The organism is Oscillospiraceae bacterium, from assembly GCA_025757685.1.
GTDB lineage: Bacteria > Bacillota > Clostridia > Oscillospirales > Acutalibacteraceae > CAG-217.
Map to the genome: position 1 here is coordinate 119,506 of CP107220.1, position 12,233 is coordinate 131,738.

Here is a 12,233-nt window from a genome sequence, read left to right on the forward strand (position 1 = left end):
AAAAAAGACCGCCGCTCCGGCGTACCGGGGCGACGGTTTTTCACTTGTTTTTATACCTGCTCTCGGGCGATCAGATTGATCTGGTTGGAGTAGACGGTTTGCAGCTTGCCGTTTTGGTCGTAGTAATTTACATACCCTCTGGCCGCCCAGTTGTAGCGGTTGGAGAGTTTCTTTATATTCACTACATAGGTCTCCTCCAGGCTGTCTGTATTGAAGTTGCTGGCCAGCATTTTGTTGTTTAGCAGCAGGGTAAAGTCGGTGGGGTCAAAGTCGGCGGCGTCTTTGTAGTAGAACGCTACGCCCACGGACTGAATATCCAGGTAATCCGGCCACCCGGCGGCCATCACAAAGGAGCCAACATTGTTCTTTTCGTCCAGTTTGTAGTACAGATCCAGCACCGGTACCCCGTCTTTAGCCGGGGAGGGGGTAGGCAGGGATGCACTGTCCGCCGTGTAGGTGGGCAGCAGGGTCACATTTTGGCCGCTGCGCAGCTTTTCCAGCACGGTGTGTTCGTCACAATCCCAGCCGGTGGCGGTGTAGCCGTAGCGATAGGGCACCTCCGGCAGCAGATCTGCCAGACTGTCCGTTGCCGCCCATTCCGCCGTGGTGCGGGTAACGGTGGTGCTGATCCAGCCGCTTTCGGTGGCAAAGGTCAGGGTAGCGCTGCCGGTCTTTACGCATACCGCTTGCAGCTGCGCATTGGTGGTGGCGGTAAAGTGGTAGGTGGTGTTGCGGCTCATATAGCGGTGATTGATCTTGTCGTACCAACCCACAAAGGTGTAGCCGTCATAGGGCAGTGCCACCAGAGTCACATCGGCACCTTTTAATGGCTTGTAGCCACCACAGCCGCCGGTTTGATCGCCTACTGTGGCGGCGCAGGTGCCGTTCAGGGCGGTGACGGTCAGGTCAAAGTACGGCGCCAGGTTGTAAATGGCAGTAAGCACCGCCGTGCTGCCTGCGTCGATCTGCGCCTGGGTCACATCGCCAGTCAGGTAGGGGGTGTAGGCGTCCACTTCCTTTTGCAGGGCAGCCAGGCTCTCGGCCGAATACTGCGCCTCTTTGCAGGCGGCAGCCAGGGACAACGCCGCTTCCAGCGCACTGCGGTCCACCTCTGCTTTGGGCGGAATCACTGTTTTGCTCTTAAAGGTGATCTTTTGGTCCGCGCCCCGCACATAGCTTAGGTACACGGTATTGCTCACCGGGCAGGCGGTGAGGGTAGACACCGGGCTGTCAATGCGTTCGCCCTCCTGGGTAAAGGTGCCGTTGTCGTAGCGGTACAGCAGCAGGTTGCCGTTCTCCGTGTTGGGGCTGGCCACCAGGTACAGGGCGCCGCCCAGGGTGGTCCATGCGGTTTCGCCGCAGGTGATGCCGCTGTCCGGGCCGAGTGTCCAGTTGCTACCGTCATAGATGGCGGTTTGCAGGGTGGAGCCGCCCAAAGACAGGTACAGCTTGCCGCCGCTGCTGATCACATCGTAAAAGTTGCCCTTTACCGTATCATCAGAGAATTTTTCAAAAGCGGTGCCGTTCCATTTGAGTGCGGTGATCACGCTGTTACCGGAGCGATACAGCAGGCAGGGACCGCCGTAGTCCACCAGCTTGGGCTGGCCGATAAAAGTGCCGGTTACATAGGTGCCAAGGTCAGTGGCGGTGGTGCCGTCCACCTGCATCAGCAGCAGGTCGTTGTAGTACATATAGCCCACCTGCCGGTTGGTGATGCAGGCCATATACAGCTTGCCGCCGATCACCCGCAGGCTGACCCCGGTGCCGGCGTTATCCACTGTGCGTACCGCTTGCCAGCTGCCCCCGGCGGTTAGGTCGTAGCGCATCAGTCGGGCGGCACCGTTGGTGTCGTTAAAGGCCATATACAGGTTGCTGCCCTGCCGTGCCAGTTGGAATTCGCTGGCAAAGCTCTCGCTGATCTCCGGCGCAAAGTCCGTCCAGGCACCGTTTTCATACTTGCGGGAGCGGATCTTTTTGTTCTCTGCCGCTACGGTGTACAGGGCGCCGTCTACCTCTGTCATGGTTACGCCGTAGGTCATGTTTCCGGTGGCGGCATAGTTCAGATCCTGCCACAGGTCATAGTCGCTTTTTTGCGGAATTTCCACTTCCAGGGTGGTCTGCTGTTTGTCTGCGGATACGGCAATGTTCTTCAGCACAATGCCGGAGTTGCTGCCGTCGCTGAAGGTCAGCGCCCCGTCTGTCAGGGTGGCGCTCATATCCGCAGAGCCGATGGTGCTGCGGGTTTTGCCGGTGCTGTCATCCTTGTAGGGCAGGTAGGCGTGGCTTACATCCAGTATCTCGTTGCCGGTGTAGCCCGGTTGGCCGGACTGGGGCCGGAACACATAAATGCCTGTGTATCCCCGCAGGTTGGTCAGCCCATCCACATTTAGGTTCACTCGGTAAACGATCACCCCGGTGCCGCCGATGCGGCAGTCCAGGGAGTCCTGCTCCGTGTAGTTAATGGGGGGCTTTTTGCGGTATTCTACCACAAAGATTTCGTGGTCGTTTAAGGGCGATTTTAGGATAAAGGCCTGGTTTCCGTCAGCGTTGGCCTGGTCATCCAGGGTTAGGGTGCTGTTTTGGGTTACCGTATCTATGTCGATCCAGTGGGTAAAATACATCCGCTCGTAGGCCAAGGGGTACTGGGGCGAGCCTGGGATCACTCCGCCCATTACGGACCAGCTGTACACCGGCCGGTCGTCACCGGAATTGCGGTACAGGTCTGGGTAGCCAAAGGTGTGCAGGTACTCGTGGGCCAGCAGACTGCTGCCCTCGGAGCGCAGTCGGTCGGTGCCAAACACATTGTAGCCGACCACTGGCTTGTTATTGATCTTGGCAGAGCCGGAGTAGTCGCTTTTGTGGGCTACCAGTGTGGCAGAGGAGGAGGCCTTGCTGGACTGGCTGGCCTTTAGAATCACCATCACATTGTCCACATAGCCGTCCCCGTCCAGATCCACGGCTTTGTCTGCAATAGAGGGCATTTGACGGATCAGACTCTCTATGATTTGGGTGTCCAAATTTTGAACCAGGGCGTCGCTTTCCTTCACCGGTACTTGCAGGGCGTGCACCGTGGTGCCGTCGTACTGGGGAATGGTGTTTTTCATTTGCAGCTGACCGTAGGAAATGCTGCTCAGATAGTTCTTCAGCGAGCGGCCAAAGCTGCCGTCGATGTAGCCTACCAGTTCCCCGGCGTATTGGTCAAAATAGGCATCTGCCGCCGTCTGCGTGTCGTCTGCAAAGTAGCCGAACAGCACAATGTTGGCCTTGTTGACCGTTTTGTTGCCGGTGGTCTTGGCCTGGGCACTGATGGGTAGTGCCGTGCATAGCAAAATCATGGTCAGCAGCAGCGCCAAACCCCGCTTGATCTTGTTCATTTTTTTGCACCCCTTCGCGCCAAAAAATGGCGTAATTCCTACCCGAATCATACCATATTTTCTATTGTCAAGTCAATGCGCTTTTCGCGTTGACAATAAAAAAGGCACCGAGCCTGCCGGTGCCTTTTGTGTATAGCGAATTTTACAGAATATGTGGAAATATTTGCAGGGCAGTTATCCGGCCAAATGTTTTACAATTGCTTCTGGAGAACAATACATACCATAGATGACTTGAACTAAGTAGTCAAATGAAATATCCTGGTCTAAGCATACGGATCTAAAAGATAGGTTGTCATCATCATCGATAAAAAAGCGATGAACGGGTAGTATACGCCCATTGAAGCGATTTATGGCAAACATCATGTGACCATACTGATCTTCGCTGATATGTCCAATGCCTCTAACGCTAATATCTGTAAAGTCGGCCAAAGCGGTAATGAATGTAGTTGCGCCGTCGGTAGTGTCGTATACAATGGTGTTGCCGTTTTTTAGGACGTTGTATTTCCAATTTTTCAAGTCGAGTTCGTGTTTCCACAATTCAATTCTTTCTGTTGCTGTCATGATTGCTTACTCCTTTTGGCAGTTTTATTCCCAGTGTTACTGTGGGCGGTTATGCTTGCTGGTAGATAGCACAGTTTTTGTAGCTATCGCCGTATTCGGCGTCGCAAGTATTTTTAATTTTTGTATCTGTCGCATACATGTGCTGGTAGCAAAGTTTGCAAACATACTCGCACTCAGAAGCAAAGCCTCCGGTTCCTTGGATATACTCAAGATATGGACACCGTGACAATCATATTTCCCCCTTTCATAATTACGTTAATGTAACGTAATTATACACGATTGTTGTGGTATTGTCAATACGTTAGTATGACGTGGAGATGATGGAATGAAACAAATCACATTCGGTGAATATAAAAATGTTATTGGAAAAGTTCTTGCACGCATTCGGACGGAGCGTGGGCTTTCTCAAAGTGAATTGGCAGCAAAAATGCAGGTTTTGGGCGTAAATATTGACCAGCAGATGATTAGTAAAATTGAACGAAATCAAAGACAAGTTACAGATTATGAATTTGCTTGTTTTAGTTTGTGCTTGAAAGTAGATACATCCGAATTTTTACAAGACTTTTACACAAACCTTAAAGGAAAGGGTAGCAGGTAGAAACGGTGTACAAATATAAAGGGTGGCGCTAATGAGCGCTGCCTTTTTAGAATGTTTACGTAGATAAACGGCGGGAGCAAGTCCTCGTCCTACGGCGTTGCAATAGAGTGTACTGCAACCTGTACTGCAACGCCACAAGGTTTTTATTTTCTCTCGTTTTTACGCAAGCGGAAATTTGGCTTATTTAAGCCAAAAACAAAAACAGAAAGAAAAAAGACGGCGTAAACAAACGCCGTCTTGGTGGTTGCGGAGGTAGGACCGAGATTGCGCACTCGCTACGAAACAGTCCACCGGACTGTTCCTCCCAAATGCTTACGCATTTGGAGCCACGTGTCGTAGGTTCGAGTCCAAATAAATAATAAAAAACAGACACCGTTTGGTGTCTGTTTTGGTGGTTGCGGAGGTAGGACTCGAACCTACGACCTCCGGGTTATGAGCCCGACGAGCTTCCAACTGCTCTACTCCGCGATATGGTTGGTGCACTTCCTCAGTGCTATATCATTATAGCAGATATTTTCATTTTGTCAACACCTAAATTTTGGCAAAGAAAAAATCAATGGCGGCCCGGGCAATGAAAAAGCAGCGGGCCACTGAAAACCCACTGCTCTCCCATCATCTGCCGATGATAACCTTAACCTGTGCTTAAGCACAAAAATATAATACTATATTCCGGCCAAAAAGGCAAGCGAATTGCAGATATTTAACGAATTTATTTATGGTGTATCATTACAGCGGGTATAAATTTAGCTGTGCAGCGGTAGCAAAAGGCACAAAATGCCCCAATAAAATCCAAAAATAGGCAAAAAACAACCCTGCCGCGCGGCAGGGTTGCAAGCGATTTTAACTTATTTTACGCGGCTGATCTCGCCATGCTTTGCCAGATACTCGTCGCTGGCCGGGAAGTGGTTCTTGTAAGTGATGCTTACCACGGCGCTCTTGTCGCGCAGAACGGCTACATTCGCATGGGACACATCTACGGTAACTTCCATATCATAGTCGGCCTCTACGATCATGCCGGTCTTGGTGTCGATTTTCACAACGCCGGTGCCATTCTTATAATGTACCTTGCAGTTATCGGCAGTGGTGCCCTCAGACCAGGTCAGCGGCTTGATGCTATTAACAACGGAGTCGATGCCGCCCAGTGTATTGAAGAACCGACCCTGAGAGTCCTGACCCTTGTGGCTCATTTCAGCCATCTTAGGCTGGATCTTCATGGTGATGGTGCCGTCGCCATTGTCCTCAACTACAACAGCCAGCACATCATCGGCAGTCAGAGAAGAGGTGACTAAGCTGTTGCCCTTCTCGTCTACATCGTCCTTCTGCACTTTGCCGGCGGTGGGAGGCAGGGCAGAGGTGCCTGCGTGAAAAATGCCGCCTACGATACCGGGTACCATGCTGTTGATGGTTTTGTTCTCATTACCGTCGATGATGACGCTGTTAATCTTTAAGTCCTCATCGCCGATGAAGGCGCTCCAAGTCTGCTTGCCCTCCGGGGTATTGAACTCGGCGGTCTCAGCCTTGGTCTTGTTGTAGGCCTCTACATAGTACTTGACTGCGTCCTCGGCGGTGTCCATCTTAATACCGCCGTATGTACCGGCCTGAAACTCGCCGATTACGGACTTGTCCTCAGTAGCGGCGGCGTCGGCAGCTACGGGTGCGGTCTTGGCGGCAGAAAATACCACCTTAACGGCAAAGATAACTGCAACGGCAACCAGTGCGATTAACAAAATGCGGATGATCACATCCAGTGCGGATTTGCGTTTCACATTATAGCTCATAATAAATCCCCTTTCTACAGTATAATAACCGATAGGAACATAATTTTCAACTGCTTTTTTCAAATCTGTCCAAAAAAAATAGAAAATTCCGTTTTCGGTTGATTTTTTACAGGGAATCCAGTACACTTACAATTAGCAAGTAGTATCTAAAAATACAAAATCCAGGGATACTACCTTGCAGAAGGGGGATTTTAATTATGGCGGAGACGCTGCAAAAAACCAAGAAGAAAGCCGGGCGGAAAAAACACCGTGCCGGTCGCATTGTGCTGGCGGTACTGGGGGTACTGATCCTGGCCATTGTGATTACGGATGTGGTGGTGTGCCACCATCGGTCGGACCCGGACCACATTCAAACGTACGACACCCAAAACCCGTATGTTTTGGAACAGACAGACATTTCCGGCCACCGCAGCGGCGGCGGGATCGAACCGGAGGAGACTCTGCGTGCCTTTAAGAATTGCGCCGAGAACCCGGACTTCTCCATTGATGTGTTTGAGTTTGATCTGCATGTCACCAAGGACGATGTGCTGGTGCTGCTTCATGACGACACGGTGGACCGCACCTCGGACAGCCAGCAGGTGTTTGGCGAGAAAGATGTGCGCCCGGAGAACAAGACTTATGACGAACTGCGCCAGTTGAATATGGGCGCTCAGTTTGAGACGGAAAGCGGCGAAAAGCCCTATGCGAACCTGCATGGGGATCAGGTGCCGGACGATCTGCGTATTTTGCGGGTGGAGGACGCGTTGGATTACCTGATCGCACAGGGCAAGGGCGAATATAAGTATATTATCGAGATTAAAAACAGCGGCGATTTGGGCACCCACGGTGTGGACCTGCTCTATAATATTATGAAAGAGCGCGGAATTATCGACCGGGTGATCTTCGGCACCTTCCATAAGGAAGTGAGCGCCTATGTGGACGCCACTTATAAGGATATGACCCGCAGCACTTCCATTGCCGAGGTGGCGGAATTCTGGGCTGCAGCCCTGCGCAATGACGAGAATTACACGCCGCCCTGCAAGGTGCTGCAAATTCCCTATTGCGCGCCGTACAAGAACCTGGGCTTCAACCTGGGCACAGCCACGGTAATCAATTATGCCCACGCCCACGATATGGCCGTGCAGTATTGGACAGTGAACGACCCGGAGGACATGGCCTACCTGGTGGATTTGGGCGCCGATTGCATTATGTCCGATTACCCGGATAAGCTTTATGATACCATGCAGGATAAGGCGTAAATATCCGGCGATGGTGAAAACAGAATAGAATCAGTGTGTACCGGTCGGCATTAGTCGGCCGGTATTTTGCGCGGTAATTGACCTGCAAAGTACAGCGGGAGTAAGGTACCTTTCTATGAGGATTTGTGACCGATGTAATATATGATTTGTAGGGCACGATGCCCACATCGTGCCGCAATCCCTCAGTCACTTCGTGACAGCGCCTAACTGGCGTCCGTCCCCTTTGTCGCTGCGCGACATCTCCCCGCACTGCGGGGAGTCACCCTTTGCAAGGGAGCCTAAGAGGATGAAACCGATTTGCCTCCCTTGTAAAGGGAGGTGGCTGCGAGCCTGCGAGCAGACGGAGGGATTATGCCGTTTGTATTTTCCGCAGATAGCTTGCTCCTGCCGTGATTGCATAAGGGCAAAAAGAAAAGGAACGGCATTGCCGTTCCTTTTTGCTATACACGATGGATTACAGTACCTTATCCAGGAAGGTGGTTAGGCGCTCGGCCTTGGGGTGGTCGAATATATTCGTGGGGGTGCCTTCTTCCAGCACCTTGCCGTCGTCCATAAACAGCACCCGGCTGGCAACCTCCTTGGCAAAGCCCATCTCGTGGGTGACCACCACCATGGTCATACCGTCGTTGGCCAGTTCTTTCATCAGATCCAGCACCTCACCCACCATTTCCGGGTCCAGGGCGGAGGTGGGCTCATCAAAGAGCATCACCTTAGGGTTCATGGCCAGAGAGCGCACGATGGCGATTCGCTGCTTTTGGCCGCCGGAAAGCATGGAGGGATAGGCGTCTGCCTTATCCCGCAGGCCGATCCGATCCAGCAGGCGCAGGGCGTTCTCGTTGGCCTCCTCCTTGTTCATCAGCTTCAGCTGAATGGGGGCCAGGGTAATGTTGCCCAGCACGGTCTTGTTGTTAAACAGGTTAAAGTGCTGAAACACCATGCCCATACTGCGGCGCACCCGGTTGATGTCCGTCTTTTTATCCGTAATGCACTGGCCGTCAAACCAGATTTGACCGGAGGTGGGGGTTTCCAGCAAATTCAGGCACCGCAAAAAGGTGCTCTTGCCAGAGCCGGAGGGGCCGATCACTACGATCTTTTCGCCCTTTTCGATGTTTTCGTCTATGCCTTTCAGCACTTCCAGCTTACCAAAGCTTTTGTGCAGGTCAGATACCTTTATCACTTTTTCTCAGGCTCCTTTCCATCAACTTAATGCCCAGGGTGATTACCAGTACGATCACAATGTAGATCAGAGCCATCACCAAGTAGGGGATCATAAATTCGTAGCTGTTGGAGCCAATGCGGTTAAACGCAACATACAGGTCCATAGCGCCTACGAAGCTGACCACCGAGGTCTCTTTGATCAGCGAGATAAACTCGTTGCCCAGCGTGGGCAAAATATTCTTGACCGCTTGGGGAATTACAATCTTCATCATGGTGGTGGCGTAGCTCAGACCAATGGCCCGGCCGCCCTCCATCTGCCCACTGTCTACGGACAGAATACCGGCGCGCATGATTTCGGAGATATAGGCGGCGGAGTTCATACCGAAGACCACCACGGCTACGGCCACGGAGTTCATGTGCAGGTTCATCAGCGGCATCAGCACATAGTAGAATACCAGCAGCTGTACCACAATGGGGGTGCCTCGGAACAGGCCCACATACAGCCCGGACAGACCGTTAAAGAACTTAGCCACCGGATTGGTGCGTGGAATAACCCGGGTGGTGGCGATCACGGTGCCGAAAACGATACCGATCAGCAGGCCCAGCATGGCGATCTCCGCCGTATTGCGCAGGCCAAGCAGTACCGTCTTGTAGCCGTCGTGATGAATAAAGTAGTCAAGGAAAACCTGAACTTTGTTGCTAAAATTATCCATAAGTTGCGTCCCTGCCGCCAAGGCGGCTTCTTGTCAAAAAATGCCCCACCCCCGTGCGGGGGTGAGGTGCGGATTCGTCTTTGTTTATTTGACCTGATTATGCCACATTGTTGATGGCGGTGGTGATGGCAGCTGCCGGTGCGGCATCTACGATCACATAATTCAGGTTGCCGTTGATCAGGTCCTGCATAGCCAGAGAGGCGTTGTCATAACCAACGAACTGTGCCTTCAAACCGGCAAAGCCCATATCCTCGCTGCCCTGTACATAGGACTGACCGGTGGTGCCGTTCTGGCCGCCGATCTTCACGTTGCTGTCCAGGCCGTTCAGGATCTTCTCCACATCTTCCTTGGTCTTGCAAGCGTCAAAGGTGGTGTCGTCGCCCTTTACAACCACTTTCTGAGAAGCGGAATAATAAGAGTCGGTAAAGTCTACCTGCTTTGCGCGGGTCTCGTTGACGGTCAAGCCGGCCATAGCGATGTCGCACTTCTGCTGCTGCACGGAGGTAACCACGGCCTCAAACTTCATGTCCTTGATTACCAGCTCTTTGCCCAGGCTGTCTGCCAGTGCTTTGGCAATCTCCATGTCAATGCCGTAGAAGGTGTCGCCCTTCTTGTACTCAAAAGGCTCAAACTCGGCGTTGGTGGCAACCACCAGCTGATCCTTGGCGCTGTCCTCGGCGGCGCTGGTCACGCCTGCCGGCTCACCGCTGCCAAAGTAGTGATTGCAGATTTCGTCCAGCTTGCCGTTTTTTTTGAGCTCTTTGATGAAAGCGTTGGCCTTCTCTTTCAGCTCCGGCTGCTTTTTGTCCACGCCAAAGGCGTATTCCTCGTCAGACAGTGCAATGTCGATCACCTTGACCTTCTGGGTCTTGGCGGCCTCTGTGGTGCCCTTGTCATCCTTGCCGCTGTTAGAGGAGCAAGCGGCGAAAGACGCAGCCACAAACAGGACAGCCAGCACCAGGGCAATGACTTTGTTAAACTTCTTCATTGTTTTGTACCTATCCTTTCAAAAAATTGCCGTACAGATACTCATAAATATACGGTTTATCGTGGTTCACTGTAGCACATTCCCGTGGAAAATGCAAGAGCTTTCCATAGATTATACGCATAAATATGCAGTCTTTGCATAGCGAATGTATAGGCGCACAAAAAGGGGCGAAAAACAATACGCTTTTTTGTGCAATGTAGCATAAATCCGCTGCCGTTGACGAACGCCTGCCGGGGCGCTATAATAAGTAATAAATCACGCCCGCCCGGCAAGGGGGGTAGATAAGAGAGGTACAGTGTGATGATGACAAATATTCCTGAGCTGAAGCTGGGACTGGTGAGCGTGTCCCGAGACTGCTTCCCCATGGCGCTGTCCGTTGGACGGCGAGACGCATTGGCGGCAGCCTATGCCAAGTACGGCATGCTGCACAACTGCCCGGTGTGTATAGAAAGTGAGACGGATGTGGCGCCGGCTTTAGCAGACTTAAAGGCTGCCGGGGTCAACGCCTTAGTGATCTTCCTGGGCAACTTCGGTCCGGAGACGGCAGAGACCACTCTGGCCAAGCAGTTTGACGGCCCTGTGATGTTTTGCGCAGCGGCGGAGGAGAGCGGCGACAGCCTGCTGGACGGCCGCGGCGACGCCTACTGCGGTATGCTCAATGCGTCCTATAATTTGAACTTGCGTGGCGTGCAGGCGTATATTCCCCAGTACCCGGTGGGTACGGCAGCGGACTGTGCCGCCATGATCCGGGATTTTGTACCGGTGGCAACGGCGCTGCTGGCACTGTCTGATTTGAAGATCATTTCCTTCGGCCCCCGTCCCCAGGACTTTTTGGCCTGCAACGCGCCTATCGCACCCCTGCACCGGCTGGGCATTGAGATTGAGGAGAACAGCGAGCTGGATCTGTACGCTGCGTTCCACGCCCACGCCGGGGACGCCCGCATTCCAGATGTGGTAGCGGAGATGGAGGAAGAGCTGGGCGAGGGCAATAAGAAGCCGGAGATCCTGGCCAAGCTGGCGCAGTACGAGCTGACTCTGCTGGACTGGGTGGAGACCCACAAGGGCGCGCGCAAGTATGTGGCCATTGCCGGCAAGTGCTGGCCTGCATTCCAGACGGAGTTCCAGTTTGTGCCCTGTTATGTAAACAGCCGCCTGACCGCCAAGGGCATTCCCGTGTCCTGCGAGGTGGATATTTACGGCGTGCTGTCCGAGTTTATCGGCACCTGCGTCAGTCGGGACGCGGTGACCCTGCTGGATATTAACAACAGCGTGCCGGCCGATCTGTATGCGGAGAAGATCAAGAATGCGTATCCGTACAGCCTAACCGATACTTTTATGGGCTTCCACTGCGGCAACACTCCGGCCTGCAAGCTGTCCACCTGCGAGATGAAATACCAGAAAATCATGGCGCGCACCCTGCCGGTGGAGTACACCAACGGCACCCTGGAGGGGGATATTGCCCCCGGTCCCATCACCTTCTTCCGGCTCCAGTCCACGGCGGATTGCCGGCTGCGGGGCTATGTGGCAGAGGGCGAGGTGCTGCCGGTACCTACCCGCTCCTTTGGCGGCATCGGCGTGTTTGCCATTCCCCAAATGGGTCGGTTCTATCGCCATGTGCTCATTGAAAAGAACTTCCCCCACCATGGGGCAGTGGTTTTTGGCCATTACGGCAAGGCCATCTTTGATGTGCTGCGGTGCCTGGGCGTTACCGATGTGGGCTTTAATCAGCCCCAGGGTATGCTCTATCCTACGGAAAATCCTTTTGCGTAAAAGCGGGTGTCCGTCGGCGGGAGCAAGCCCCCGCCCTATGAATAACTGCTTGAAC

The 12,233-nt window shown here is 53.0% G+C and carries 9 protein-coding genes and 1 tRNA gene; 3 read left to right on the top strand and 7 right to left on the bottom strand.

Annotation, left to right across the window (positions count from 1 at the left end; translation table 11 throughout):
* Positions 1–50: 50 nt before the first annotated feature.
* Both OGM59_00585 and OGM59_00590 read right to left on the bottom strand, forming a co-directional pair.
* Positions 51–3,374: a hypothetical protein gene (locus OGM59_00585; protein UYI90995.1), complete on the bottom strand. Its 3,324-nt coding sequence runs from the start codon at positions 3,372–3,374 to the stop codon at positions 51–53.
* Positions 3,375–3,548: 174 nt separating this feature from the next.
* On the bottom strand, positions 3,549–3,935 hold the full coding sequence (locus OGM59_00590) for a hypothetical protein (GenBank protein UYI90996.1): 387 nt from the start codon (positions 3,933–3,935) through the stop codon (positions 3,549–3,551).
* A 325-nt stretch (positions 3,936–4,260) separates the two neighbouring features.
* Here OGM59_00590 and OGM59_00595 point away from each other — a divergent pair, with 325 nt between their 5' ends.
* On the top strand, positions 4,261–4,533 hold the full coding sequence (locus tag OGM59_00595) for a helix-turn-helix domain-containing protein (protein UYI90997.1): 273 nt from the start codon (positions 4,261–4,263) through the stop codon (positions 4,531–4,533).
* Between the two features lie 392 nt (positions 4,534–4,925).
* On the opposite strand, the gene OGM59_00600 is transcribed toward OGM59_00595, so the two are convergent.
* Together OGM59_00600 and OGM59_00605 are read right to left on the bottom strand one after the other, a co-directional pair.
* Positions 4,926–5,001, bottom strand: a tRNA-Met gene (locus tag OGM59_00600).
* 377 nt (positions 5,002–5,378) lie between these two features.
* On the bottom strand, positions 5,379–6,311 hold the full coding sequence (locus OGM59_00605; protein UYI90998.1) for a hypothetical protein: 933 nt from the start codon (positions 6,309–6,311) through the stop codon (positions 5,379–5,381).
* A 197-nt stretch (positions 6,312–6,508) separates the two neighbouring features.
* On the opposite strand from OGM59_00605, the gene OGM59_00610 reads away from it, so the two are divergent.
* Positions 6,509–7,549, top strand: a complete 1,041-nt coding sequence (locus OGM59_00610; protein UYI90999.1) for a glycerophosphodiester phosphodiesterase family protein — start codon at positions 6,509–6,511, stop codon at positions 7,547–7,549.
* A 454-nt stretch (positions 7,550–8,003) separates the two neighbouring features.
* Here OGM59_00610 and OGM59_00615 read toward each other — a convergent pair whose 3' ends face one another.
* From OGM59_00615 to OGM59_00625, 3 genes are all read right to left on the bottom strand, one after another.
* Positions 8,004–8,726, bottom strand: coding sequence for an amino acid ABC transporter ATP-binding protein (locus OGM59_00615; GenBank protein ID UYI91000.1), 723 nt, complete (start codon positions 8,724–8,726; stop codon positions 8,004–8,006).
* On the bottom strand, positions 8,710–9,420 hold the full coding sequence (locus OGM59_00620; protein ID UYI91001.1) for an amino acid ABC transporter permease: 711 nt from the start codon (positions 9,418–9,420) through the stop codon (positions 8,710–8,712). The genes OGM59_00615 and OGM59_00620 overlap by 17 nt, the downstream gene beginning before the upstream one ends.
* 97 nt (positions 9,421–9,517) lie before the next feature.
* Entirely contained in the window at positions 9,518–10,408 is an 891-nt protein-coding gene (locus OGM59_00625) for a transporter substrate-binding domain-containing protein (protein ID UYI91002.1), read from the bottom strand.
* 303 nt (positions 10,409–10,711) lie between these two features.
* On the opposite strand from OGM59_00625, the gene OGM59_00630 reads away from it, so the two are divergent.
* The gene (locus OGM59_00630; GenBank protein ID UYI91737.1) at positions 10,712–12,178 is read left to right on the top strand and encodes an L-fucose/L-arabinose isomerase family protein; all 1,467 of its coding nucleotides are present in this window, start codon (positions 10,712–10,714) and stop codon (positions 12,176–12,178) included.
* Positions 12,179–12,233 lie beyond the last annotated feature (55 nt).

Coding starts and splice junctions, on each gene's coding strand:
- OGM59_00585 (UYI90995.1), bottom strand. CDS start 3,374: ATGAACAAGATCAAGCGGGGTTTGGCGCTGCTGCTGACCATGATTTTG.
- OGM59_00590 (UYI90996.1), bottom strand. CDS start 3,935: ATGACAGCAACAGAAAGAATTGAATTGTGGAAACACGAACTCGACTTG.
- OGM59_00595 (UYI90997.1), top strand. CDS start 4,261: ATGAAACAAATCACATTCGGTGAATATAAAAATGTTATTGGAAAAGTT.
- OGM59_00605 (UYI90998.1), bottom strand. CDS start 6,311: ATGAGCTATAATGTGAAACGCAAATCCGCACTGGATGTGATCATCCGC.
- OGM59_00610 (UYI90999.1), top strand. CDS start 6,509: ATGGCGGAGACGCTGCAAAAAACCAAGAAGAAAGCCGGGCGGAAAAAA.
- OGM59_00620 (UYI91001.1), bottom strand. CDS start 9,420: ATGGATAATTTTAGCAACAAAGTTCAGGTTTTCCTTGACTACTTTATT.
- OGM59_00625 (UYI91002.1), bottom strand. CDS start 10,408: ATGAAGAAGTTTAACAAAGTCATTGCCCTGGTGCTGGCTGTCCTGTTT.
- OGM59_00630 (UYI91737.1), top strand. CDS start 10,712: ATGACAAATATTCCTGAGCTGAAGCTGGGACTGGTGAGCGTGTCCCGA.